This window comes from Polyangium jinanense (genome assembly GCF_028435265.1).
GTDB lineage: Bacteria > Myxococcota_A > Polyangia > Polyangiales > Polyangiaceae > Polyangium > Polyangium jinanense.
The window spans coordinates 602,393-627,224 of sequence record NZ_JAGTJK010000001.1; the positions used below are offsets into that span (position 1 = coordinate 602,393).

General features: G+C 69.2%; 23 protein-coding genes. 12 read left to right on the forward strand and 11 right to left on the reverse strand.

What is annotated here, in order from left to right:
• The first annotated feature begins 49 nt into the window (after window positions 1-49).
• Window positions 50-1,540, forward strand: a complete 1,491-nt coding sequence (locus tag KEG38_RS02540) for a glutamate-cysteine ligase family protein (RefSeq protein WP_272417352.1) — start codon at window positions 50-52, stop codon at window positions 1,538-1,540.
• Window positions 1,541-1,580: 40 nt separating this feature from the next.
• Complete coding sequence (locus KEG38_RS02545) at window positions 1,581-3,443, forward strand: tetratricopeptide repeat protein (RefSeq protein ID WP_272417353.1); 1,863 nt, start codon at window positions 1,581-1,583, stop codon at window positions 3,441-3,443.
• A gap of 6 nt (window positions 3,444-3,449) precedes the next feature.
• Here the strand turns inward: KEG38_RS02545 and KEG38_RS02550 are convergent, their stop codons facing one another.
• Window positions 3,450-4,355, reverse strand: a complete 906-nt coding sequence (locus KEG38_RS02550) for a hypothetical protein (protein ID WP_272417354.1) — start codon at window positions 4,353-4,355, stop codon at window positions 3,450-3,452.
• 90 nt (window positions 4,356-4,445) lie between these two features.
• Window positions 4,446-6,602: a DsbA family protein gene (locus KEG38_RS02555; RefSeq protein ID WP_272417355.1), complete on the reverse strand. Its 2,157-nt coding sequence runs from the start codon at window positions 6,600-6,602 to the stop codon at window positions 4,446-4,448.
• Between the two features lie 203 nt (window positions 6,603-6,805).
• On the opposite strand from KEG38_RS02555, the gene KEG38_RS02560 reads away from it, so the two are divergent.
• Genes KEG38_RS02560 through KEG38_RS02570 form a run of 3 tightly spaced genes read left to right on the forward strand, consistent with a single transcriptional unit; the run spans window position 6,806 to window position 9,580 of the window.
• The gene (locus KEG38_RS02560) at window positions 6,806-7,744 is read left to right on the forward strand and encodes an MbnP family copper-binding protein (RefSeq protein WP_272417356.1); all 939 of its coding nucleotides are present in this window, start codon (window positions 6,806-6,808) and stop codon (window positions 7,742-7,744) included.
• A 4-nt stretch (window positions 7,745-7,748) separates the two neighbouring features.
• Entirely contained in the window at window positions 7,749-8,957 is a 1,209-nt protein-coding gene (locus tag KEG38_RS02565) for a methanobactin export MATE transporter MbnM (RefSeq protein ID WP_272417357.1), read from the forward strand.
• Window positions 8,954-9,580, forward strand: coding sequence for a hypothetical protein (locus KEG38_RS02570; RefSeq protein WP_272417358.1), 627 nt, complete (start codon window positions 8,954-8,956; stop codon window positions 9,578-9,580). The genes KEG38_RS02565 and KEG38_RS02570 overlap by 4 nt, the downstream gene beginning before the upstream one ends.
• Before the next feature lie 6 nt (window positions 9,581-9,586).
• Here the strand turns inward: KEG38_RS02570 and KEG38_RS02575 are convergent, their stop codons facing one another.
• Both KEG38_RS02575 and KEG38_RS02580 read right to left on the reverse strand, forming a co-directional pair.
• On the reverse strand, window positions 9,587-11,113 hold the full coding sequence (locus KEG38_RS02575) for a glycosyltransferase family 39 protein (protein ID WP_272417359.1): 1,527 nt from the start codon (window positions 11,111-11,113) through the stop codon (window positions 9,587-9,589).
• A 14-nt stretch (window positions 11,114-11,127) separates the two neighbouring features.
• A complete protein-coding gene (locus KEG38_RS02580) occupies window positions 11,128-12,246 on the reverse strand; it encodes a M14 family metallopeptidase (RefSeq protein WP_272417360.1) in 1,119 nt (372 codons plus the stop codon).
• 118 nt (window positions 12,247-12,364) lie between these two features.
• Here KEG38_RS02580 and KEG38_RS02585 point away from each other — a divergent pair, with 118 nt between their 5' ends.
• Window positions 12,365-13,354, forward strand: coding sequence for a BREX-2 system ATPase PglY family protein (locus KEG38_RS02585; protein WP_272417361.1), 990 nt, complete (start codon window positions 12,365-12,367; stop codon window positions 13,352-13,354).
• A gap of 4 nt (window positions 13,355-13,358) precedes the next feature.
• On the opposite strand, the gene miaA is transcribed toward KEG38_RS02585, so the two are convergent.
• Window positions 13,359-14,333: a tRNA (adenosine(37)-N6)-dimethylallyltransferase MiaA gene (gene miaA / locus KEG38_RS02590; protein WP_272417362.1), complete on the reverse strand. Its 975-nt coding sequence runs from the start codon at window positions 14,331-14,333 to the stop codon at window positions 13,359-13,361.
• A 54-nt stretch (window positions 14,334-14,387) separates the two neighbouring features.
• On the opposite strand from miaA, the gene KEG38_RS02595 reads away from it, so the two are divergent.
• Entirely contained in the window at window positions 14,388-15,245 is an 858-nt protein-coding gene (locus KEG38_RS02595; protein WP_272417363.1) for a phosphatase PAP2 family protein, read from the forward strand.
• On the opposite strand, the gene KEG38_RS02600 is transcribed toward KEG38_RS02595, so the two are convergent.
• On the reverse strand, window positions 15,246-16,691 hold the full coding sequence (locus KEG38_RS02600; protein ID WP_272417364.1) for a cytochrome P450: 1,446 nt from the start codon (window positions 16,689-16,691) through the stop codon (window positions 15,246-15,248).
• A 93-nt stretch (window positions 16,692-16,784) separates the two neighbouring features.
• A complete protein-coding gene (locus KEG38_RS02605; protein ID WP_272417365.1) occupies window positions 16,785-17,492 on the reverse strand; it encodes an AMIN-like domain-containing (lipo)protein in 708 nt (235 codons plus the stop codon).
• A 183-nt stretch (window positions 17,493-17,675) separates the two neighbouring features.
• On the opposite strand from KEG38_RS02605, the gene KEG38_RS02610 reads away from it, so the two are divergent.
• Both KEG38_RS02610 and KEG38_RS02615 read left to right on the forward strand, forming a co-directional pair.
• Window positions 17,676-18,137 carry an STAS/SEC14 domain-containing protein gene (locus KEG38_RS02610; protein ID WP_272417366.1) on the forward strand — a complete coding sequence of 154 codons (462 nt, stop codon included), beginning with the start codon at window positions 17,676-17,678 and terminating at the stop codon, window positions 18,135-18,137.
• Window positions 18,138-18,217: 80 nt separating this feature from the next.
• Complete coding sequence (locus KEG38_RS02615) at window positions 18,218-19,078, forward strand: PAS domain-containing protein (protein WP_272417367.1); 861 nt, start codon at window positions 18,218-18,220, stop codon at window positions 19,076-19,078.
• 10 nt (window positions 19,079-19,088) lie between these two features.
• On the opposite strand, the gene KEG38_RS02620 is transcribed toward KEG38_RS02615, so the two are convergent.
• The 3 genes from KEG38_RS02620 to KEG38_RS02630 form a co-directional block, all read right to left on the reverse strand.
• On the reverse strand, window positions 19,089-19,325 hold the full coding sequence (locus KEG38_RS02620) for a hypothetical protein (protein ID WP_272417368.1): 237 nt from the start codon (window positions 19,323-19,325) through the stop codon (window positions 19,089-19,091).
• Window positions 19,326-19,551: 226 nt separating this feature from the next.
• On the reverse strand, window positions 19,552-20,073 hold the full coding sequence (locus KEG38_RS02625) for a hypothetical protein (RefSeq protein WP_272417369.1): 522 nt from the start codon (window positions 20,071-20,073) through the stop codon (window positions 19,552-19,554).
• Window positions 20,070-20,525, reverse strand: a complete 456-nt coding sequence (locus tag KEG38_RS02630) for a hypothetical protein (protein WP_272417370.1) — start codon at window positions 20,523-20,525, stop codon at window positions 20,070-20,072. The genes KEG38_RS02625 and KEG38_RS02630 overlap by 4 nt, the downstream gene beginning before the upstream one ends.
• 129 nt (window positions 20,526-20,654) lie before the next feature.
• Between KEG38_RS02630 and KEG38_RS02635 the strand changes: the two genes are divergently transcribed.
• The gene (locus KEG38_RS02635) at window positions 20,655-21,524 is read left to right on the forward strand and encodes a serine/threonine-protein kinase (protein WP_272417371.1); all 870 of its coding nucleotides are present in this window, start codon (window positions 20,655-20,657) and stop codon (window positions 21,522-21,524) included.
• Window positions 21,525-21,546: 22 nt separating this feature from the next.
• On the opposite strand, the gene KEG38_RS02640 is transcribed toward KEG38_RS02635, so the two are convergent.
• Window positions 21,547-22,476: an esterase-like activity of phytase family protein gene (locus tag KEG38_RS02640; protein ID WP_272417372.1), complete on the reverse strand. Its 930-nt coding sequence runs from the start codon at window positions 22,474-22,476 to the stop codon at window positions 21,547-21,549.
• A gap of 72 nt (window positions 22,477-22,548) precedes the next feature.
• Between KEG38_RS02640 and purN the strand changes: the two genes are divergently transcribed.
• Together purN and KEG38_RS02650 are read left to right on the forward strand one after the other, a co-directional pair.
• Window positions 22,549-23,214, forward strand: a complete 666-nt coding sequence (purN, locus tag KEG38_RS02645) for a phosphoribosylglycinamide formyltransferase (RefSeq protein WP_272417373.1) — start codon at window positions 22,549-22,551, stop codon at window positions 23,212-23,214.
• Between the two features lie 13 nt (window positions 23,215-23,227).
• On the forward strand, window positions 23,228-24,823 hold the full coding sequence (locus tag KEG38_RS02650; protein WP_272417374.1) for an NAD(P)-binding protein: 1,596 nt from the start codon (window positions 23,228-23,230) through the stop codon (window positions 24,821-24,823).
• The last annotated feature ends 9 nt before the right edge of the window (window positions 24,824-24,832 follow it).

The following is a 24,832-nucleotide window of genomic DNA, read 5'->3' on the forward strand; positions in this document are numbered from 1 at the left end:
GCTTCCCCCCGCTCCCGCCTGCCGCGCATGAACGCAAAGCTCGGTGGGCATGGGCCTCCTCATCACGCGCGACGATTTCACCGAGGACGAGTTCGCTCGTTTCTCGGAGCGCCTTTCCGAGCAGCTCGATGTCCTGGGCACGCTCGCCAAACGTCCCGGCTTTGGCGAGGGGCCGGCCACGGTCGGCGCCGAGGTCGAGCTCTTTCTGGTCGACCCGGCCGGCCTGCCGCTGCCCGCGAACCGAGAGGTTCTCGCCCGCACGGTCGATCCACGCTTCACCGTCGAGCTCGACCGCTTCAACCTCGAATTCAACGCAAGCCCCTGTCCGCTCGCCGGCCGTCCGTTCACGGCGCTCGCGGACGAGCTCGCCGGCGCGCTCGTGGAGATCTCGCGCGCCGCCCGGGAGCAGGGCGGACGTATCGTGCCGATTGGCATTTTGCCCACGCTGCGCCGCGAGGATCTCACGGCCGCGGAGATGACCGACGTCCCCCGGTATCGCGCCCTCGGCAAGCGCATCCGTCGCCTGCGCGGCGGGCCTTTTCACGTGCGCATTCACGGCGAAGATCCGCTCGCCCTCGACACGGACGACGTCGCCATGGAGGGCGCCGGCACCTCGTTTCAGGTCCACCTGCGTGTCCCGCCCGCGTGTTTTTCCAAATACTACAATGCAGCGCAGATCGCCACGATCCCGGCCCTCGCCGCATCGTGCAACGCGCCCATCCTGATCGGCCATCGCCTCTGGGACGAGACGCGGATCGCGCTTTTTCGCCAGGCCGTCGACGATCGCCTCGACGCGCCGGCGGCCTTTCACCCGCCGTCGCGTGTCTCCTTCGGATATGGCTGGGTCCGCGAGGGAGCCGCCGAGCTTTTCGCCGAGAGCGTCCGGCTCCACGCCCCGCTTCTTCCCGTGATCGGAAACGAGGACCCGCGACAAACCCTCGCCTCGGGCGGCATCCCCGCGCTCGCCGAGCTCCGGTTGCATCACGGCACCGTCTGGCGCTGGAATCGCGCCGTGTACGATCCGGGCTGCGGCGGCCATTTCCGCATCGAATATCGCGCCTTGCCCGCGGGGCCCACCGTGGTCGACATGCTCGCGAGCGCCGCGTTCCTTCTCGGCACGACGCTCGGCCTCGCCCCCGAGGTCGACCGCCTCTTGCCCGCTTATCCGTTCGAGCTCGCGCGCCACGCTTTTTATCGCGCCGCGCAGCATGGCCTCGACGCCGTCGTGCCTTTTCCGTGCGACGAGGCTCCCTCCCCACGCGCGACCCCGATCGCGGCGTTATGCGAGCGCCTCGTGCCCCTCGCCCGAAGTGGCCTCGTGGGCGCGGGTGTCCTCGAAAGCGAGGCCGACCGTTGGCTCGACGTCTTCGCGGCGCGGGTGCGTTCCCGACAAACCGGAGCGCGCTGGCAACGCGCGGCGCTGGAAGCTCTGCGGGCTCATCATTCGCACGAGGAGGCGCTCCGGCGGATGCTCGCCCATTACGAGGCGCGCGCGGCGACCGGCGAGCCCGTGCATGCGTGGTCGTCGGCCTTGGGCTGAATGTTGTTTCGGACACGTCGGTGCGGGTAAGATGACCCGCATGTCGAGCTCGTCAGCGCCGCCGTTCGATCTTCCCGAGGAGCTCGAATCGCTGCGGCAGGAGGCCAAGGAGCACGCGCGGGAAGGGGATTTCGCGCGTGCCCGAGAGAAGAATCTCGCCCTGCGCGACCGCAGCCGCGCGCTCGGCTCGGCGCTCGGCGAGGTGCTCGGGCTCCGGTTCGTGGGCCTGTGCGAGTATCGGATGGGCTGGTACGAGGCCTCGGAGCGGTCGCTGCAGGAAGCACTCGCGCTCGCGCGTGCGCGGGCGTGCCGTTCGCAAGTGCTTCTCATCTCGAACCACCTCGGCGCGACCGTGCGGCGTCTCGGCCGGCTCGCGGACGCGCACGATCTCTTCAAGGAGAGCCTCGCCAACACGCAGTTGCCTGCCGATCTGGACGCGCGGGCGCGCCTGCTCGGCAACCTCGGCGCGCTGCTCGACGTCATCGGCGATCTGCGCGCGGCCGACGACTGCTACGCCCGGTACGAGGAGCTCGTCGAGCTCATCGTCGGGTCGGGGGACAGCGACGATCTCGCGCGACTCGCGAATGCGCGGGCGCTCTCGGCGCGCGCCGCCTCCCGCCGCGGGGACCTCGACACCGCGAAGGCGAAGCACGACGACGAGCACAGGCTGGCCCATTCGTGTGGAGACGCGATCAAAAAGCTCGGAGCGACGCTCCATCAGGGCAAGATCGAGCGCGACCTCGGGCAGAGGGCCGTCGGGGAGGTCCGCGCGCGTCATTTCGAGGCGGCCCATCGATGGTTCGCGGAAGCGCTGAGCGAGGCGGAGAGGCTTGGGCAATCCCACCGCTCTGGGGACGCATCGTACCATTGGGGACGCCTCTTCGAGGCCGAAGGGAGGTGGGCCGAGGCGCACGGAAGGCTCGTGCAGGCGCTGAAGCTGAGCCAAAGCGACGGGCATACGTACCTTCAAGCCGAGGTTTGTCATGCCCTCACGCGGCTTTGCCAGCAATGCTCGCTTCACGGCGAGGCGCTTTTTTACCTGCGCAAAACCGCCGAGCTTCGAAACGGGATGTATCGCCCGCTGCTGGACAACGAGCGCATCCGCGACATGGCGCAGACCCGTCTCGCAGAGCTGTCCGGCCTGGCCAGCAGCCTGGTCGACGAGGCCCGTCGCGTCGACCGGCCTGAGGAAGACCTCGCGGATCTGAAAAAGCTCGTGGAGTCGATCTCGGGAAAGCCCTTCTCCGCGACGGTGCCCCGGGTCGACGACGTCTGGCAATGGCAACGATCGATCCGCGAGGGGAGCCGGGAGCGATGGTCGAAGCTGCTCTCGAAGGAGGTCTACGATCGGCTCGGCGAGCAAAGCAAGGCGGACCTCGTCATGGCCGACGTCGCCTATCACGGCGCGATCGACGATTTGCCGAGGAGCGCGCATCTGCTCGCGCTCGTGATCGAGCGTGAAGTGCGCGAGCGGCTCCTCGTTCCGCTGCACGAGCGTTATCGGAGCGCGTTCGGGTCACGACCGACAGGCGATTCCAACACGACCAAGTATCTTCGAAAGCGCCCCGCCGATCGTCATCACGCGCCCCTCGGAGACGCGCTTGTCATCATCGAGGAGCTTTGCGCGCCCGCGCCCACCGATCCGGGCGTCGATTTCGCGCGGGAGCAAGTTCGTTCTTGCCGGGGCGCCCTGAACGACCTCCGGCGGCTGCGGGACCCGATCACGCCTCTCGGCAGCCATTCGTCGCTGACGCTGCGAAAGCTCCGCAACGACGCCGCGCACGGCAATCCCGGGAGCGCCTCGCTCGACCGATTGAGCGTCGACGCCGTCAAGCGCGCGCTCGTCCTCGAAGCGCCGGTGATCCTCCGCAGCCTGACCGAGATCGACCTCCGCCGCCGCTGACCCCGCTCAGAACAACCCCACGACCGACAGCCCCATCCGATCCTGCCCCACCATCGGCATGACCGCGACCGAGCTCGGCAGAAGGGCGCGTGCGCCTTTCCGTGGCTCGACCGGCTCGTCCACGGTCTCCGTCGAGAAGATGGCCATATCGAGGGCGGGCGCGGCGAAGTATCCGACGGCGGCACCGATCGCGGTATACGCGAGGGTATCCCAGCCATCATACGACCCTGCGCCGGCCATGAGCCCAATGAGGCCTCCTCCGATCGGAAGACCGACGTTCAGGCCGAGGCTCGCGAATCCATTGCCGACGTGCCCGTGCGCCCAATGAACGATCGGTCCCGTGAGCACGTGGCCCGCCAAGCCGACGTACGTGACCGCGCTCCCCTGGCCGGCGATCAGCACGACGTCACTCACCAGCACGCCAATCAAGGTCTGCCACCCATACCAGCGTTTGACCTTCTGCGTGGGAGGCTCCGCGCCCCAGCCAGGCAGCGGCCCCGCGGGAGGCGGTCCCCAGGCTCCATTCGGCGGCGGCGCATAAGGTCCCGGCGGATAAGGCGCGTAAGGGCCGGGCGGATAAGGCGCGTAAGGCCCGGCGCCCGGGGGCGCGGTCGGCGGCGGCGGAAGCGAAGCCCCATTCGCAGCCGATCCCGCGGGCGGCGGCGTCTGCATCCCTGACAGCGGTGTCGCGGGCGGCGGGGGAACGGGGTTCGCCTGCGACGACGTCGTGGGGGCCGCGGACGGCGGAGACGCCGGGGTTGTCGGCGACGCCGGCGGGGGCGGAGCCGGGTTCGTCGCTGCAGGCGGCGGAGACGGCGGGGGCGCCGCGCCCGGTACTTGCGCATTCGTGCGCGGCGCGAGGCTGAGCGTGGCGAGGGCGAGGGCGGAGCCGAGCAACAGGCGGGAGCGCATCGGCGCCGAGGATATCAAGATTCGTGCCGGACGGGGGGCGGCGCGAGGCGGGCCACGTCGAAAACCCGACGCGGGCCCGCCCCGCGGCGGTTACTTCGCTTCCTTGAGCGCGAGGTTGACGACCTTCTTGAACTTGGCGAGCGGCTGCGCGCCCGAGACCAGATAGCCATTGATCACGAATGCGGGCGTGCCCGTGATCCCCACATCCTCGCCGGCCTTGATGTCCGCGTCGATGAGCGCCTTGTGCGTCTGGCCGTCGACCGCGGCGAGGACCTTCTGCACGTCGAGCCCGAGCGCGGTCGCCGTCCGCTCGATGCCGGCGCGGTCGAGCTGCGTCTGGTCCTGGAAGAACGCGCCGTGCATCTTCCAGAAGCCGTCATTGCCTTTCTGCTTGTACGCCTCCATGGCCGCGAGCGCCGCGGGCATCGCGTTCTTGTGGAACGGGAGCGGCTTGTTTCGCCAGACAAACCGGATCTTGCCCGGGAAGGCCGCTTCGAGCTCGGTGAGCGTGGGCTCGACCCGCTTGCAGAACGGGCACTCGAAATCGGAGAAGATCTGCACGGTGACCTTCGCGTTCGCCGGACCCCGGGTGGGATTGTCCTTCGTGAACGCGGGGATCGCCTTCACCTTCTCGAGCACCGTCGTCTTGCCGTCCTTGATGATCGTGTCGTAGAGCTTCGCCGCGGGCGTGCCCTTCTTGACGAGCGCCTCCGACTTCGTGATCTCCTCGTCGATGAGCGCCTTGAACTTCTCGATCGGCTGCGCGCCGACGAGGCGGCGACCATTGATGAAGAAATGCGGTGTGCCGCTCGCCTGCACGTCGTCGGCGAGGTCTTGGTCCTGCTCGATGCGGTCCTTGTACTTCTTCTTTTCGATCGCGTCGCTCGCCTTCTTCAGGTCGAGCCCGAGGTTCTTCGCGATGCCCTCGAGGTCCTCGGGCGCGAGCTTGCCGTTCGCGGCGAAGAGCAGGTCGTGCGCTTTCCAGAACCCCGCGTCGCCCTTCTGCGCGCGCGCTTCGAGCGCGAGCTCGGCCGCGGGCTCGGCGTCCTTGTGGAACGGCAAGGGGTTGTTCTTGTACACGATCCGGAGTTTGTCGCCGTAATCGCGGGCGAGCTGCTCGAGCGTCGGCGTCACCTTGACGCAGAACGGGCACTGGAAATCGGTGAACATCACGAGCGTCACGAGCGCCGTGTTTTTGCCCCGCACTGGCGAGCCGTCGACGGGCACGCGCCAGACCGTCTTCGTGTCCTCGGCCGCGGCGGCCGAGCCAGCGAAGCCGGGCCGGTCCTCGGGCTTCTGGTAGTTTTTCGCCGAGAGCGTCGCATACACCTTCTCGGGCGCCGTGCCGCTCGCCGTCGCCTTGCGCCCGGCCGCGATTTGCTCGTCGACGATCGCGCGGAACTTGTCGATCGGCTGCGCGCCGGAGAGGAACACGCCGTTGATGAAGAACGCGGGCGTGCCCGTCACGCCGATCTTCTTGCCGAGCTCGATGTCCTCGTCGATCTTCTTGCCGATCTCGCCGCTCGCGAGCGTCGCGTCGACGGTCTTGCGCGTGATGCCCCGCGGCAGCGAGCCGTCGATGACCTGCGGGTCGATCCGGCCGGCGAAGAGCGCGTCGTGATAGGCCCAGAACCAGGGCGCGCCCTTCTGCTTGAACACGGCCATCGCCGCCTCGGCCGCGGGGCGCGCGTTCTTGTGGAACGGGAGCGGGAAGTTTTTCCAGACGATCCGGAGCTGATCCTTGCCGTAGATCTTCGCGAGCTCGGCGAGCGTGCCCGAAGCGCGCGCGCAGAAGGGGCACTCGAGGTCGGAGAACGCGACGATGGTGACGGGCGCCTTGGGGCTGCCCCAGCTCGGATCCGCGGCCGTGACGGGCACCGGGCTCTTTGCGCCTTCGCCCGTGTCGACCTCGTTTCCGCCGGTCCACGTGCCGGCCTCGGCCGGGGCGACGGTGCGCACGGGAAAACCGCTGCCGGGGTTGTCGTCGTTGGCCCCGCGGCCAGCGCCGCCGGCGACCGCGATCCTCTCGCCGTCGCCTTCGGCCGCGCCTCGGGGCGCGCCGCCCTTGTCGGCGCCCTGGGCGGCATCTTCGGCGCCCTTTCCAGCGGTGGCGGTGTTTGCGCCCTTGTCGGCGGTCCCCTGGGACTCGGCGCCGGGCGTCGCAGCCGGGGGCGGAGGCGCCTGGCCGCAGGCAGTTGCGGCCGAGAGGGCCGTCACGAACCCGATTCGGAAGAGCTTCACGAGCATGGCCGGCACCCTACAGGAAACCCCGTCACGACGCACGCGGCTTGCGCGTGGATCCACGCGGCTTCAACATCCCGTGGACGTTCCGTCAATGGCGCCCGCGCACGCGAAGGAAAGGCCGGAGCCTCGTGGCACGAGGGATGCATCAATTTGTCGCATTGCCAGGACGCGGAAACGGGTCCATGGCTTTCGGACGGAGGTGAAACGTGGCTTCTAGACTTGGTACTTCGCGAGGAAGGTGGCTCATCGTGGCGCTCGGCGCGGCGCTCGTCGCAGGGTGCGGCGGAGGCAGCGGAGACAGCGGCAACGGGGGCAACGGCGGATCGGGCGGCGCAGGCGGAGCGGGCGGCGGCGGACCGGGTGGTGGCGGGCCGGGGCGCATCGACGTGGAGCTCGCTTTCGAGGGGCGCGTCGGAAACGAGGTATTCGATTGTGGAAAGACCTTCACCGCGGGAAGCGCGTCCACCGAGGTGAGGATCACCGATTTTCGTCTCTACGTGCACGACGTGCGCCTCCTGCGCACCGATGGCAGTGATGTCCCGGTCGAGCTCACGCAGGACGGGCTCTGGCAACACGAGAACCTGGCGCTCCTCGATTTCGAGAACAAGACGGGCGCCTGCGCGAACGGCACGAGCGAGACGAATGGCGTAATTCGCGGTCAGGTAGAGGACGTGACCTACACCGGCATCGCATTCAAGGTGGGCGTGCCTTTCGAGCTGAACCACGGCGACGCGTCGGCGGCGCCCTCGCCGCTCAACCTGAGCGCGCTGTTCTGGAACTGGAATGGCGGGTACAAGTTCCTCCGCGTGGACGCGGCGCCGACGGCGGCGGGCGGCGGGGCGTTCAACGTGCACATCGGCAGCACGGGGTGCACGGAGGACGCGGCGGGCGCGGTCACGGCGTGCGATCGGCCGAACCGCCCGGAGGTGCGCCTTTCGGGCTTCGATCCGCTGAAGAGCAAGATCGTCATCGATTACGCGGCGCTCGTGGCGGACAGCGATCTCTCGCAGAACGTGGACGGCGCGCCGGGCTGCATGGCGGGCTCCGACGACACCGAATGCAAGGCCATCATGGGTCGGCTCGGCATTCACGTGGACGATGGATCGGTTCATCCGGACGAACAGAAGCTCTTCACGGCAGAGTGAATCCATGAAAATCCCTCTCCTCCTCACCGCGGCCGCGCGCGGGCCTTTCGTCGCCCTCTTGCTCCTCGGCTCCTTCGCCGGCTGCGGCGGGGAGGATGGGGAGCCGCCCAAGCCCCCGCCGGAGCCGCCTGCGACCTGGGATTTCGGGCTACCCGCGGGGTATCCCAAGCCCAAGATTCCCGCGGACAACCCCATGACGGCGGACAAGGTCGAGCTCGGCCGGCGTCTGTTCTACGACAAACGTTTGTCCGGGAACGAGACGCAGAGCTGCGCGTCGTGCCACGACCAGAAGCTCGCGTTCACGGACGGGCGCGCGGGCGGGCTCGGATCGACGGGCGAGGTCCACCCGCGGGGCTCGATGTCGATCGTGAACGTGGGCTACCTGTCCACGCTCACCTGGGCAAACCCCTTGATCACGGAGCTCGAAGAGCAGGCGCTCCTGCCGCTCTTCGGAGAGACGCCGGTCGAGCTCGGGCTCGCGGGGCAAGAAGACGTGCTCCTCGAACGATTGCGCGCGGAGCCGGTGTACAAGGCGCTCTTTCCGAAGGTGTTTCCCGACGATCCCGACCCCGTGCGGCTGGAAAACGTGGTCCGTGCGATCGGCGCGTTCGAGCGCAGCGTGATCTCCTACCGGTCGGCCTGGGATCGGCACAACTACGGCGGTGATTCGAAGGCGCTGTCGGAGGCCCAGAAGCGCGGCAAGGACCTGTTCTTTTCGGAGAAGCTCGAATGCTTCCATTGCCACGGCGGCTTCAATTTCTCCGACTCCGTGGAGCACGACGGGACCACGTTCACCGAGACGATGTTCCACAACACCGGCCTTTACAACATCGGCGGCACGGGCGCGTATCCGGAGAACAATCGAGGCGTCTACGAGGTGACCCAGGTCTCCACGGACATGGGCCGGTTCCGCGCGCCGACGCTGCGAAACATCACGCTCACGGCGCCCTACATGCACGACGGGAGCATCGCGACGCTCGGCGAGGTGCTCGACCATTACGCGGCCGGCGGGCGCACGATCGTGGAGGGGCCCTACGCGGGTGTGGGGAGCACGAACCCGTACAAGAGCGAGCTCATCAATGGTTTCACGTTGACCGAGGAGGAGAAGGCCGACGTGCTTGCTTTCCTCGCGTCGCTGACGGACGAGGCGCTGCTCACCGATCCGCGATTCGCGGACCCGTGGAAGCAGGACAGCGCGGGAGGAATGCCGTGAAGAGGATCGGACGAATCGCAGGAATCGTGGCGCTCGCGGGCGCGGTGTTCGTCGGGACGAGCGTGGGCGCGTGCGGGGGAGGGACGGAGAACCCGCCCGCGACGAACGAGCCCGACTTGACGGGCGTGATCTACGCGGGCGTGGCAACGGACGAGGCGCTCGAGGCGCTGCTCTTGGCCACGCCGAAGGCGGATCCGGCGCAAGCCGTGGTGGTCGACACGCCGGCCACGGGCGCGACGCTGCCGAAGGACGTGCCGCCGACAATCGAATGGCACGTGGGCGGCTCCTCCGCATCGCGCGCGCCCTCGGCCGGAGAAAGGTTTGTCGGGGCCGCGAAGGCGATCGCCTCGTTTTTCGGTCCGCGCGAGGCGTGGGCGCACGGGGCGCCGGTGAACGGCCGCGCGTATCTGCTCGTGTTCTCGACGCCGAAGAGCCCCGAGCTCGTGCGTGTCTTCACGACGGAGCTTTCCTACACGTTCGACGCGGCCACGTGGACGAAGCTCGCGCTCACGGGGGAGCCGGTGACGCTCGTCGTGACGAACGCGATCTTCGAGGACAACCGCGTGGCGCAGGACGGAGGGCCGTTCACGGGGGAGTCGGTGACGTTTTCGATCGGGCCGTGAGCCCTGTCACCGCCGCTGCGCCGACCGCGGATGAAACACCCCCCGCGGCCGTGTCGGCATCCCCGTGACCGGGAAGAAATCGTTCCCCCGGAAGAGCGGCGGGTCCTTCTCGTTTCGCATGTAAAACAGGTTGATCTCTTTCTTGTAGAAATCGGTGTCCGGGATGACCGCGCCGAAGCGCTGCGTCTTCAGCGCCTCGCGTACCTCGTCCCGGAGCGCGATGCCCGGCGGGCCGCCGCCGATGCCGAGGATGTCCTGCATCGCCATTTCATGCGCGAACGAGCGCTTGCCCGCGAGCGTCGCGAGGTGGCCGTGCGCCGGGACCCAGACGTCGCCAGGCAATTCGGAAAGCTTTTTCACGAAAGCGTGGCCCGCTTGCTCGTCGCTGCGCGAGGGCACGAGGCGGCGCGGGTCGTAGACGACGCAGGCGAGCTGGAGGGCCGCGACGCCGAACGCCGCGGCGCGCAGGCGGGCGCGGAGAGCCTCCGGCGCCTGGCCGATGCTTTCGAGGGCCATGCCGATGCCCATGCCGAAGAGAATGGCGAGCACGGAGAACGCCGGCATGAGGACGTTCGGCCAGCCGCCCGCGTGCAGGCGCCCGCCCCACGAGGTCCCGAGCGCGCCGGCCGCGGCGAAGAACCAGAAGAGACGCGCCTTGCGCGCGCCCTCGCCCGAAGCCGCGAACCAATAAAGAGCCGCGACGAAGGAGACGGCGAGCGGCGCGAAGAGGTCTTCGACCCAGTAATCGACCCACATCGCCGGCACGTTCGGGTGCTGCGAGGGCAAAAAGAAGACGTAATAACGAAACCAGCCGCCGTGCAGGCGGTCGAGCGCGAAGATCGAGAGGCCGATGGTGCCGAAGAGCGCCACGCCAAACCCGAGCCCGCGCTTCCAGCCGTCCGCGAAGAGCGCATACGCCGCGAGCGGCGCCGCGGCCACGAGCATCGATTGTTTCGTGAGGAACGAGGCCAGGAACAGGGCCACCGCGAGGAGCCGGAAGCCCGTGCCCTCGCGGAAGCGCAGGACGTAGAGGCCGAGGAGCCAAAAGAGGAGCGCGAGCGAGTCGACCCGCGCGATATCCATGAAGGCGACGCTCTCCCGATACGTGCCCGCGAAGAGGCCCGCCGCGAGCACGGCGGCGACGCGGCTCTTCGTCTCGCGATGCACGAAGAGCCCGATGAGCGCGAGGCAGCCGAGCGAGGAGAGGAGCGAGACGAGGCGCAGCGAGAAAAAACCGACGCCGAAGACCTTGCTCGCGGCCGCGGAGACGTAGAAGTAGAGCGGCGTGTAGATGAAGGGGACGAAATCGATCGTGGGGCGGTCGTAGAGGCGTTTGCCCGAGAGGATGTGGCGGACGTGGTCGACCGCGCCGCCCTCCATCCATTCGAGCTCGAATGGATACCGGAGGTGCAGGACCGCGAGCACGAGATAGAGGCCGACGTACGCGGCGGCGCCGAGGCCGACGAGCCAGGGCAGGACGCGGCCGAGGAAGGCGGGGACGCGCCGCCACAAGGTGAGGAGCCGAGCGAGCATCGAGGGGCGCTACCCTAGCGCAGCACGCCCAAAGATTCGAGCACGGCCTCGAGCGAGGAGCGCCCGAGCTCAGAAGCACGCTCGGGCCCGAAGCCGCTCGGGCCTTCCTTGAACGGCATCTCGATCGTCAGGGACAAGCAATCGAAGCGCTCGCCAACCCAGTTGTTGCCGATGCGCAGATCGCCCTTGCCCGGGTCGTCCGCGCCATAATCGAATTCAGAGGAGAAAACGCCGTCGCGCCGGGCGAGGCTCCGCGCAAAGCGCCTTTCGAGCTCGTAGAGGCGCTCGGAGTAGCCAGGATTTCCCGCGCAGCCGATGGCGAAGGCGACCTCGGCGTGCTCGTCGCCGTGCACGTCGAGGTAGAGGTCGACGCCCGCCTGCTCCATGACGCTGCGCACGGCGAGGACCTCGGGGCTCGCCTCGCGGCTCGGCGCCTGCCATTCCCGATTGAGATCACGGCCGGCCGCGTTCGTTCGGAAATTGCCGCGCGTGCTGCCGTCCGGGTTCACCATCGGCACGACGTACACCACGGCCTCGTGAAGCAGCGTGTCCGTGACCGGATCGTCCTCGGCGAGGAGCCGGACGAGCGCGCCCTCGACGAACCACGAGCCCATCGTCTCGCCAGGATGCTGGCGCCCCGTGATCCAGAGGCGTCGTTTGCCCGGAGCCTCCTCGCCGAAGACGACGAGGTGGATCGGGCGGCCCTCGGCACTCGCGCCGATCGGGAGCACACGCGCCCGCGGGCTGCGATCGACGACCGAGAGGAGCGCGCCGAGGCGCTCGAGCGGATAGGCGGCAAAATACGAATAATGGACCGTGTCGTGCTCGGGGCGGTGCTGGAGGACGAGGCGCCGGCCGTCGAAATCGGTGGGGACGCGGAACCATCGTTCGAGGTCATACGATGCGAGCGCGCGGTAGCCGTGGAAGGCGTCGGGGTGCATCGCCTGGCCCGCGTCGGTGATCGTGAGCTCGACGTGGCGGCCCCGCGCGCCTCGAACGCGGAAATGGAACCATTGCCGGATGCCGGCGGCGTTGTCGGCGCGCAAGGAGAGCTCGGCCTCGGCCCCGTGCTGGCCGGTCACGACAATGCTCCCGCCGCAGAGGTCCGCGTCGACGTGCATGAAATGCATCATGCCACGAACGGCGGCCGAGCGGGGGGCGATCGTGAGCGAGCGCGCCGGTTCGCCCCCGCGGGCGCCGACGGGCCCCAGCGCGGGGCCTTTCGCCTATACTTCGCCGCGGAGAGGTCGAATGGCGAAGAGCAGGACGGGGATCGACAGCAGCGCAGGCTCCCTGCCGGAGCCGACGACATGGGCGCGGGCTGTCGTCCTCGGGACAGGGATCCTCGGCGTGAGCCTGACGGAGCGCACGCTCTCCGCGAAGGCCCTGGAAGAGCTCGGGCGCAAGGTGCTGGAGGTCGTTCGCGCCATCCAGCCCGCGGCGCGCAAGCTCGTCGAGGTGCTCGAAGCGCGCACGACGGAGCTCGGCATCGATCACGACTGCGACAGGCTCCGCACGGCCCGGAGCGCGCGCGCGCTCTGCGAGGCGATCGCCGGCAAGTCGCTGCGCGAGGCGCGCGAGATCGTCGAGGCGCTCGCCGCCGCGCGGCTCGAGACGAGCTCGTCGGCGGTGCAGGCGAGCCTCGGCGCCGCGGACGATTCGCTCGAGACGCTCGACGATCCGCTCGTGCTCGGCGTGCTGAAGCAGCTCGCCGGGCGCGAGAAGGGCGATCTTTCGGCGTCCAAGTATCTGCGCGAGGCGCGCTCGATTCTGCGGCAGGACGAGATGCGGAGGTCGCTCTCGGTGGAGCTGCGCATGGTGGCGGGCGCGGCGCAGGCGTATCTCTTGAGCGGGACGCCGAGCGCCGAGGGAGCCGCGGCGCACGGCCCTGCCGACGATGGCGGGCTGCCGAAGAGCGTGGTGCTCGCGAGCGTCGTGGCGCCCGCGGACGTGCGCATCGAGGCCTCGCGCGCCGCGCCGACGCCGCCGCCGAGCGCGACGCGGGCGCGGTCGGGCGGCACGAAGCGTATATCGCTCACGCAGACGCTGGCGTCGGAGGGCACCCTGCCGTTCACGCGCGTGAGCGTGGAGCGGCGGGGATCGACGCCCGATCGGAAGACGGCGCGCGCGCTCCTGGCCGAGGCGGTGCGCGAGGCGGAGCAGAAGCTCGAAGCTTCGCCGAAAGGGCCGGCGCTTCTCTCAGTGCTGATCACGCTCGACATCAGCGACAAGGGCGCGTGATCGATCAGGCGTCGAGCGTGACGTAAAGGACGGGCTCGTCGCGGAGCCACGTGCGCTGCCGGCGCACGAAGACGCGCGTCGCGCGGACGATCGTGTCTTCGAGTTCCTCGCGCTGGAGCTCGCCTTCGAGGAGCGCGCGGACCTGCTTGTATCCGACCGAGCCCATGGGCCGCGCCGATGCATGGCCCGCATCGAGCAGCGCGCGCACCTCGTCGATCCAGCCGGCGTCGAGCCATCGCGTGACGCGTGCGCGGATGCGCTCGTCGAGTGTCTCGCGCGGCCAGGCGACGCCGACGAGGCGCGCGTCGTGGCGCTTCTCGCGGAAGCCGTGCTCGGCGAACCACTGGCTCTGCGGCTTGCCCGAGAGCTCGTGGATTTCGAGCGCGCGGCTCACACGGACGAGGTCGTTCGGGGCGAGCCGCGCGGCGCTCTCGGGGTCGACGGCGGCGAGCATGGCGTGCAGCGCTGCGCGTCCCTCGGCCTCGGCGATGGCCGCGTGCCGCGCGCGGATTGCGGGGTCGGCGGGCGGCGCGGGGGCGAGGCCGTAGACGAGTGATTTGATCCAAAGGAACGTCCCGCCGCAGACGATGGGCACGCGGCCGCGGCGCTTGACGTCCTCGATCGCGCGCTCGCCGAGCTCGGCGAAGGTCTGCGCGTCGAGGGGCACGAGCGGGTCGGCGATGTCGACGAGGTGGTGCGGGGCGCGCGCGCGCTCCTCGGCCGTGGGCTTGCCCGAGCCGACGTCGTAGCCGCGGTAGATCTGTACGCTGTCGGCGTTGATGATCTCGCCGCCGAAGCGCTCGGCGAGGCGGATCGCGAGTTCGGTCTTTCCGCTCGCGGTGGGTCCGACGACGACGAGGAGCTCGCCTTCGCGCGGTGGATCGATCGTGCTCCACGACGGGGCCGCGCGGGCTGGCTCGCGGGGCTCGTCGGCTTCGCCCGGCAGGGCGCTTTCGGTTTCACGATCGTTCGGGCGCATCGTTCGGGGTTCGCGAGGGGACTCGGGCGCGGGGACTTCCTGTAGCATCTCCGGATGTCCGCCATGCCGCGCTTCCTGCTTTCGTTCGTGTTCGTTGCGTCCCTCGCCGCGCCGGCCGTCGCCTCGGCCGAGGAGCCTCCGCCCGCCCGGCCGATGATGCGGGTGAACCTGCCGATCGATCTCACCGTGACCGCCGTGGGCGGCGCGGCGTGGATCACGACGGAGGTCTTGAAATCGAAGATCGCGCCGGCTTCGTGCCGGTGGTGCAGCCCGCCGGGGATCGACGATTCGATCGCGAGGGCGCTCCACTGGGGCAACACGAAGACGGCGGCCCGTCTCAGCGACGTCGGGCTGTATGGGCTCGCCCCGCTCGCGGCATTCGGGTTCGACGCGGCGGTCGTGTACGCGACGGGTGGCACGCTCGCGGAGTGGGGGACGGACGCGCTCGTCATTCTGGAATCGATGGTCGTGGCCGCGGACCTCACCCAGATCGTGAAGTTTTCCGTGGGGCGGGAGCGCCCGCTGCTCGAATACAACTCCGTGGACCCGGACGAACGGGACAGCCGCGATAACAACCTGTCCTTTTTTTCCGGTCACACGTCGTTCACGTTCTCCGCGGCGGTCGCGAGCGGGACGGTGGCCACGCTGAAGGGATATCGCGCGGCGCCCTGGATCTGGGCCACCGGGCTCACGATCGCGGCGGCCACGGGGTATCTCCGCATGGCCGCGGACAAACATTATTTTACGGACGTGATGATCGGCGCGATCGTGGGATCGGCCGTCGGGTTCGTGGTGCCGTGGCTGCACCGGCCGACGACGAGCAAAGATACAGGGACGGCGCGGCTCTCGGGGATGACGGCGAGCCCGCTGCCCGGCGGCGGGCCGCTCGTGGGCTTCAGCGGGATCTGGTGATCAGTTCGCGGCGCGCCTCGCGCGGACGCGGAGGAGGACGGGTTTTTCGGGCCGGAGGGCCGTTGCGTAATCGGGGCCGATCGGCGCGTCGCTCACGGGCTCGAAATCGAAGCGCTGGGCGATCTGCGCGAGCAAGAGCTCGGCTTCGAGCGTGGCGAAGGTCGCGCCGATGCAGATGCGCGGGCCGGCGCCGAACGGCATGTAGGCGCCGCGCGGCCGCTTCGCCTCGTTCTCCGGGGAGAATCGCGTCGGATCGAATCGCTCCGGGTCGGGGAAGATCGCCTCGCGCCGGTGGAGCGCGTGGATCGGGACGATGATCGACGTCAGCTTGGGCAGATGGTATCCGCCGACCTCCACGTCCTCGATGGCGACACGATCGATCGCAAAGGCCGGCGGGTAAAGCCGCAGCGCCTCCCGGAAGACGCCGCGCGTGTATTCGAGGCGGGTCGCATCCGCCGCGGTCGGGGTTTTTCCGGACAGGCCGTCGACCTCCTGCTGCCAGCGGCGGTAGACTTCGGGGTGACGCGCCAGGAAATAGAGGCACCAGGTCGTCGACGTCGCCGTCGTCTCGTGGCCGGCGATGAACAGCGTCATGGCCTCGTCGCGCACCTGGCGATCGGTCATGAACGAGCCGTCGTCCTCGTCGCGGGCCGCGAGCAGCCGCGAGAGCAGATCGGGCCGGTCGCCGCCGTTCTGCCGGCGGTCGGTGATCATGCGTTGAATGCGATCGTCGAGGGTCCGGACCGCGGCGAAGAGCTTGCGTCGCTCGGCCGTGGGCAGGGGAACGGGCTGGTGCAGGGCCTCGATGGTGGCTTCGCGGGCGCGTTCGAGCGGGGCGGGGAGGTTTTGCCGTTGCAGAAGCAGCTGGACCAACGTCGCGCGCACGACGATCGAGACGCTGCCGGTCTGATCGCCGAGGTAATTGAACATCGTCCGGATCGCGTCGCTGATCTCGTCGGATTCATCGAGCGTGTCGGCGTCGAAGAGGACCTTGGCCGCGACACCCATGGTGATGCGCGTCATCTCACGCCCGGCGTCGATGATCACGCCGTCCTTCCAGTCGTCGAGGCAACGCGTGATGACGTCGTTCATCATCGGCGCATATCCGTCGATGGTGCGCGGGTGGAAGAGCGGCGCCATGAGCTTGCGTTGCTTGCGCCACGGCTCGCCTTCGCTCGTGAAGAGGCCACGGCCGGCGAAGGGGTAAAACATGATCTTCGTGGCGATGCTCTTCTCGAAGCTCTTTTGCTTCTCCACGAGCGCCTCGTGCGCGAGCTCGGGCGCGCAGAGGACGACGAGCGGGAAGTTGAAGAATCGAATCTGCCCCAGGTCGCCGAGCTCGCGCGCGAGGCGCAGGAAGATCGCGGCCTGCGTGGTCCGGAACTCCTTCGCGTGTCCGGAAAACGTTTGTCCCGACAGGATCGGGATGTCTTCGACGGTCTTCATGGCCCTCCTCCGAGCGCGCCGTGGCGCGGGGCGGCCGTGCGCCCCCACGCGCTCTCCCGCCCGCACCGGCGGTAGGAGCGTCTCCAAGGCGCGTCAAGGGGCGCGGCCGTGTTTGATGTCGACGACGATCCGCGGAGGATCCCGGAGCTCGAGCACGCGATACCGATTCGGCGAGCCGACGCCGAGCACCCAGGTGAGCTCACCCTCGAAATCGCACGTGGGTGCGAGCTCGAGCAAGACGGGCAGCTTCGGGCGCTGTTCGACCGGGCTCAGCGTCGAGCGGCCCGCGTCGTCGTGCGCCCGCGCCGGCGTCATCCGGACCCGGAGCCGGCCGTCGCCGGCGATCGTCACGGGGTCGCCGGTTCCGCAGCGGCGGACGGGTTTGTCGATGTACTCCACGCGGTAGCCGGGCAATGCACCCGAAAACTCGAATACGGTCCGATCGAATCCTGCGTGACGGCCCGCCCGGACCGAGCGCAGCTCGACCGTGTGCACCTCGGGGATCTTCTTCTCGACGGCCGCGGCCGTTCCCTCGAACGCTTCTGGCGCGGTATCCCCGGGCTCCTTCGTCCCCTGCGTCGGCGCGGTAGGCTTCGCCGTCGGCGCGGCCGGCTCTGGGGCTTTCGTGGGTGGCTCTGCGGGCGGTTCGGTCGCGCTCGGCGCCTTCGCCGTCGTCGTCGCCGTCGTCGTCGCCGTCGTCGTCGCGGCGCTTTCGGTGGGCGTTTTCGTGGCGTCGGGCGCGGTGTCGCGGCAGGCGAAGAGCATCGGGCTGGCGAGGAGGAACAGGAAGGGCGTACGCATGGGGCTTGCTCCGTGTCCGTTCGGCGCAACGGGCCTCGGCGCAAGGGCCTTGGGGTGCGCGGGACGGACGACGTCGGTGGCCCGATTACAATGGGTGCGTCCGTCCGTCAACGGGGCTTGACACGGTCGCGGCGCGGGGCTCATCCTGTGCCGGTGGGCAATGCGCCCGCAATCGGGGATTGCATGGCGCTATCGAATACGGACTGGGAGGCGTTCGGGGAGCACGTCTATCGCTTCGAGGCGCCGGACATCGTGCACATCCGGAATGTCGGCGACGTCGCTGTGGAGGACATGCGGCGTATGTTCGAGCTGATCCGAACGGGGGTCGCGCAGGTGGGTGGGCCGGTCTTCTGGCTCGCGGGCATCGCGCAGATGGGGCACGTGCACGCCGAGGCGCGCAAGCTCGCGATCGAATCCGATACGGCCAGAAACCTGCGGGGCACGGCGATCTACGGGGGCAACTTCCAGCAGCGCGCGATCTCGAACCTCGCGATCAAGGCCGCCCGTTTGCTCAGACCCGCGCGCGCCTCGACCCCGTTCAAGTTCATCGCCAGCGAGTCGGAAGCGCGGGCCTACATCGAGGCGATCCGACGCGGCGCGCAGGGCGTGATGTCGCGCGGCTCCCGTCCGCCGCCATTGAACTGACGGATCGTGCAACCATACGATAACGTTTTGAACATCAACGGCCCTTGCGATCGGGACGCGCGCGGTGGTACTCGTCGATCGTGACCCAGAAGTCCCCGGACGGTGCACTCACGCAGACGCGCATCGAGCGCCTCCTCAACGCGAGCCGCGTGGTCCTCTATGCGGGCACGCTCGATTTCGTGTGCACGTACATCAGCGACAACGTTTTCTCGCAATTCGGATACCACGCCGAAGAATTCCTGCGTGACCCGTCGTTCTGGACAGATCGGATTCACCCCGACGACGCGCCCCAGGTGCTCGCCGACCTCGCGGGGAGCTTCGAGCACGGACATCAGACGCACGAATACCGCTTCCGTCACGGAAACGGTCAATGGCTGTGGGTGTACGACGAGATCGTGCTCGTGAAGGACGAGCAGGGGCAGCCCGTCGAATTCGTCGGCGCCTGGCAGGACGTGACCGAACGCAAGGAGGCCGAGCGGCTCATCCAGGAGCAGGCGTTGGCGCTCGCGCAGTTCTCGACGCCGCTCGTGCCGATCACCGACGACGTGCTCGTGATGCCGCTCGTCGGGTCGCTCGATACACGCCGCGCCGAGCAGGTGCTCGGGACGCTCCTCGACGGCGTCGGCCGGACGCAGGCGCGCGTCGCCATTCTGGACATCACGGGCGTCCCGGTGGTGGACACGCAGGTCGCCGATGCCCTCCTGCGCGCGGCGAAGGCGGTGTCGCTGCTCGGGGCCCAGGTCGTGATCACCGGCATTCGCTCGGAGGTCGCGCAGACCCTGGTGCAGCTCGGCGCCAACATGGGCGACGTGGTCACGCGCGCGACCCTGCAGGCGGGCGTCGCCTACGCCATGCGCGGGAGAGCCTGGGCGGGCGCGGAGGCGCCTTCCGGCGAGCGCCCCCGTTCGGTTCGTGGAAAAAAACCCCCCCCGGGGATGTGAAGGATGTCGATCAGTACCGGCGTCCGGGGCGGCCCCGATCCTCGAGGAGGCGCACCGGATCGGGCGCGTCCAGGGTGGACGCGCTCGACGTCTGCGCGCTTCCCACAGCGGAATGCCGGTTCGAATCCACGATCCACGAGGCAACGCCGAGCAGCACGGCGCTGAGGAGCACAAAAGCAGCTACGGCTGCCACGATCATAGGCATGCGGATACGAACGCCGTCGAAATGATGCATCGCGAGCGTCACGAGGACCTCCTGATGTGAAGGCGGATCGAAAAAAGCAGCCCGGAGGCGCTCTCCGCGCCTCTCACCCGGCCCCCCCTCGATGAACCGCCGTTGGGTCACGCCGCCCGTCGCCGAGCCGCGTGTTGTTCTTCGTTGGAACGGCGCACAGATTACCGCATGCGCGCCCTATTTCCAGCGAAATACGGTCCTGGATCGGACAGGAAATGTCCGAGTGCGGGGATGTGGTCTACTTGATCGTGTCGTGGCGCCGGAGGCGGAGGAGATCCGGCAGGAGGAGCGCGAACATCGCGGTCCGGCGCATGCGCGGGGTGAGCCCCTCGACGCGCAGGGGCGTCTTGGCGCCGGCGACGCGGCCCTCGGCGTCGAAGCGTAGCACCTCGGGCTCGACCTCCGGGAGGCGGAACGTCGCCGTCCCGCCTTCGTCGATGATCAGCGTCCCTGAGCGCGTCGGGACGGTACCGTCGGAGCTCAAACGAATTTCGATCGTGCCGCCGAGATCGACGAAAAACCCATTGGAATGAAGGGTGCCGAGCGTCTCGCCGTGCTCCACGAGCAAGCCGTTGCGGTAGAGCATGACGACCGGCTCGTCCCCACGAAGCACACGGAGATCCGCGAGCACGAGCAGGTCTTCCGGAGGGGCGTTGCGAGCGGGCGGTGCGTCGCTTTCGGCGCGCGCAGGCGGTGGCGCGGGGGCGCATCCGCCCGCGAGCACGAGCGCGGAGAGGACGAGGCCCCGCGCGGTCTTCACGGACAAACCACGTTCGGGAGGTAATGGACGTGGTAACAACACTCGTCGTCCTGCGGCGGCAAATCGCAGACGACCTGGCGGAACGCGGGCTGGTTGCAGCAGGCCGTGGGGTTCGTCTCGGCGCAAACGCCGGCCGCGTCCGCGAGCGTCGTGAGCAGGCCGGGGCTCGACCCCGCAGGGGGGCAGAAGTCGCCGCCGTTCATGGAGACGCACACGGCGAGGATCTTGCCGATCAGGGGCTCCTCGCCGCACTGCAGGCCGCCCACGCCGCCCGCGCCGCCGGTGGCGCCGGTGCCGCCCGCGCCGCCTGCGCCGCCTGCGCCGCCGGTTTCGCCTTCGGCATCGACGACGACCTTGGCGCCGCAAGCCGCGCCGAACAGGGTGAGGGCCGCGAGCACGGCGGCGCGGGCGAGGGGATGGGCGGAAAGGAAGTGGAAAGGTCGTTCGAGCATGAGGATCTCCCGAGCTGTGCGTCGCGGATAGGAGGGTTACTGTACCCACGGTCCTGACAAGTCCAGCGCTCCGTGTACGATGCCTGTCGGGGCCTCGCCTTGGCCGTGCGGCCTGCGGAGGAGCGGCGGATGTTTCAGGTGAACGAGGTGATCGACGGGCAATACCGCATCCTGCGGCGGATCGGCGAAGGCGGGCATGGAACTGTCTACGAGGCCGAGGATCTCGACATCGGCGCGCCCGTGGCCGTCAAGTTTCTGCGTCCCGAGGTGGCGGACGCGCCCGAGTTCGCGACGCGCATGCGAAGGGAGGCGCGCGCGATGGGCGCCCTGTCGGGCACGAGCGCGGTGCAGATCTTCGCGCTGAACCGCACGAAGGCCGGGCAGATGTACATCGTGATGGAGCTGCTGCGCGGCAAGGATTTCGAGCGCTACCTCGGCGATCACGAGCGCAACGTGGGGAGGCTGTCGCGATCGAGGCTTTTCGAGGTGATCTCGCCGATCGTGGACACGCTCGACGTCGCGCACCAGAGGGGGATCGTGCACCGCGACATCAAGCCGGCGAACATCTTCGTGCTGGATTCGACGGCGCGAGGGCCGGTGCGGCTGCTCGATTTTGGTCTCGTGAAGGTGCTGTCGGTATCGACGCCGCTCACGCAGGAAGGGCTCGTCGTGGGCTCGCCGTCGTACATCGCGCCCGAGGGCTGGCAGGGCCGGCCGGATCGGGTCACGCCCGCGGCCGACGTCTACGCGATCGGCGCCGTGATCTTCCGCGCGCTCGCGGGCCAGGTGCCGTTCCCCGCGGAGGCGCTGATCGACGTCGTGAAAATGAGCACGCGCGGCAAGCGGCCGAGCCTGCACGCGCTCCGGCCGGATTTGCCGGCGGGGATCGACGGGTGGGTGGAGCGCGCGCTCGCGATCGAGCCGGAGCAACGTTATCCGACGGTGAAGGAGCTCTGGCTGTCGCTCGTGGGGATGCTCGGGCGCGGCGGCGTCGGCTGATATGGGCGGGGAAAAACGAGATTCACGGCGCGGCCGGCAGCGTCACTTCGAGGAGTTCGTTCGGCCCGGAAATGTTTTCACCATATTGATTGTCGACGATGAGCAGCGCGTGGGTTTCGTCCTTCCAGACGATCCCCTCGAAATTGCGTTTGCCGCCGTTCGTGTGTGGCGCGAGGTCCACGAGGACACGCGGCTCGATCGGCGTCGTGGTCCCCGGTCCCTTGGCGGGGAGCGTGAACGAGAGGATGCGCGAAACCGCGAAATGGCGCTCCATGGCGAGCACCTCGATTTGATCCGTCCCTCGCGCACGGCAATCGAGGCCGGAGATTTTTCCTTTTTCGTCCTTCGTGCTCGTGAGCGACAAACGAAACGCCGCCCGGTCGCCCGTCGCCGGGTCGATACGCTCGATCGGCGCATACCGCGCCTTGCCTTCGCCGTCGATCGCGTCCTCGATCGCCGCGACGAGCTGTCCCGACGCCGCGCAGAGGCCCTCGATGCCATGCCCCGAATCACACGACGCGCCCCACGCCGAGAGCGGGACGTCGAGCGTGCGCGTCACGCGGGCCGAATCGCCCTCGCGCGTGGCGAGGAGGATTCGATCCGCGCCCGTCTTCGAGCAGCCGCCCTCGGTGCCGATCGCGAACGATTCCCCCGAGAGCCACGCGAGCGACTCGAAATCGACGCCCTCGGGCGCGCCGCTCACCGGGGTCTTGCGGACCACGGCGCCCGCCTTCGCGAGCTCGACGAGGAGGGGTTGTCTCTCCGTCATCGTGAAGAGCGCGCCCGATGGGCCGACCGCGAGCGACGAGAGGCCCACCTCGTCGGTCCCCGTCACCAGGATCTGCCGCAGCGTGCCGCCGTCTCCGGCCGGGACGGGCGAGGAGCGCGACGACTGGCACGCGAGCGGGAGGAGCAGGGCGGCGAAAAAGAGGCACGAAAAACGGGGTCGCACGGCGCGATGATATCCGGATCGAGCGCGCGGGCGATGCGCGTCCCCGGTTCTTGGCTACGATGGCACGCCCCGATGACCCTCGACCTCGGTGTGCTCATCTCCGGCCGCGGCAGTAACCTCCAGGCGATCCTCGACGCGATCGCCGCGGGCAAGCTCGACGCGCGCGTCCGCCTGGTGATCTCGAACCGTCCCAGCGCCCAGGGACTCGACCGCGCCCGCGAAGCCGGCGTGCCGACGGTTGTGATCAGCCACAAAGATCACCCGGACCGCGCATCGTTCGACGCCGCGCTCGTGGCCGCACTCCAGCAAGCCGGCGCCTCGTGGGTGGTGCTCGCGGGTTTCATGCGGATCGTGACGAGCGTGCTGCTCGACGCGTTTCCGGGCCGCGTGATCAACATCCATCCGTCGCTTTTGCCCGCGTTCCCGGGCGTGAGTGCGCAGGCGCAGGCGCTCGCGCACGGCGTGCGGATCACGGGCTGCACGGTGCACCTCGTCGACGTCGGGACGGACACGGGGCCGATCCTCGCGCAAGCCGCGGTGCCGGTGCTGCCGGACGATACGGAGGAGCGTTTGTCAACGCGGATCCTCGCCCGCGAGCACGCGCTGCTCGTGCACGTGCTCGCCGCGATCGCCGCGGGACATCTCACGGTGCATCCGCCGGCCACGGCCGCGGCGAGGCCTCGTGTCGAGCTCGTCGGCGTGCCGGGCGCGCTCGGCGTCGAGGCGACGGACGATTGAGGGAGAGCGCGTCGTGACCTCGAAGCATTTCGACGTCGTCGTCCTCGGCCGATCGCTCGGGGCGCTGGTGACGGCCGCGCTGCTTGCGCGGCGCGACTTCACGGTGCTCGTGCTCGGTCAGGGCGGCAGGCCCGCGAGTTACAAGCTTGGCGAGCGCACGCTGCGCAGGCGCGCGTTCACGATGCTCGCGGCGACCTCGCCCGCGTGGACGCGCGTGCTCGTGGAGCTCGCGCAGTCGCAGACGTGGAAGCGGCGCGTGGTCGCGGCGAGCCCCATGATGCAGGTGCTCGCGCCGCGGCGCAGGCTCGACATCCCGCCCGACCTCGTGCTCTTCGGCCGCGAGATCGATCGCGAGATGCCCGAGGTGCGCCGCGTGGTCGACGATCTCTACGCCGAGCTCGCCCGCGTGAACGGCGCGGCGGACGAGGCGTTCGAAAGGGACGCGGTCTGGCCACCGGGCACGTTCTGGGAGCGGCGCGAGACGGGGCGATATGCAGCAATGCTGCCGTACGTGCGCGCCGAGCCGGACGCGGATCTCCTGGTCGAGCTGCCGCGCGGGCACTTTTTCCGGCAGGTGGTGACGTCGTCGGTGTCGTTCGCGACCGACCTCGCCACGCTGCCGCCACCGTTCGCGGTCGCTCGCCTGCACGGCGCGTGGACACGTGGCCTCTACACGCTCCCGGGCGGCGAGGACGAGCTCGAACAGTTCCTCGTCGATCGCATCGCCGCGCACGGCGGTCGTTGCATGCTGTCGGCCCGCGCGCGGGCGCTCCATTTGCGACGCGGGTCGGCCGCGGGCGTGATCGTCGACGGCGACGAGGGGCCGACGGGCGCGAGCTTCGTGATCACCGATCTCGACGGCGAAGGCCTCGCGGCGCTCTCCGGCGGCGAGGGCATCCACAAGCGCGCCCAGCGCGAGTGGCCGCGGATCACGTCGTCGGTCGGCAGGTTCGTCGTGTCGCTCGTGGTGCGCGACGAAGGTTTGCCCGCGCCGCTCGGCGTCGAGAGTTTTGTGCTCCCCGGCGATCGGCCCTCGCTCCGGAACCCAGCACGCACGGCTCCGGCCGCGGGTCCTCGTTCGAGCGCACCGCCGGGCGCATTGCGACCCGTGATTCACCTGGAGCGTCACGCGATGCCCGGCGTGCGGGGCGAGTCGCTGCTCGTCGCCGAGGTGCTCTTGCCGGATCGAAGTCCGATCCAGCTCCTCGGCATGCGCGAGGTGGTGCTGTCGACGCTCGCCGCGGAGCTGCCGTTCCTCGAGCGTCATCTGCGTGTCGTCGACTCGGTGCACGATGGGCTGCCGGTCTGGGTGTACGAAGACGGCCGATTTCGCTCGGTGGATCGAGGCTCGCTCACGGGCGCGGCGATCGCGGCGGAGCCGATGGTGCGGCAACTCGACGTCGATCCGCCGGGGTACCTCGGGCTCGGCGGCGAGCCGATTCGGGGGCCGATCGAGCGCACGTTGCTCGTCGGTCGCAGCGTCCTTCCCGGCCTCGGGCAGGAGGGGCAGCTCCTCGCGGCGTGGGGCGCGGCACGGCTCGTCACGCGGACCGATCGCCGCAAGGAGAAGATGCGCCGCGACATGTGGAGCAAGGTCGAGATCGGCTGAGCCAAGCCC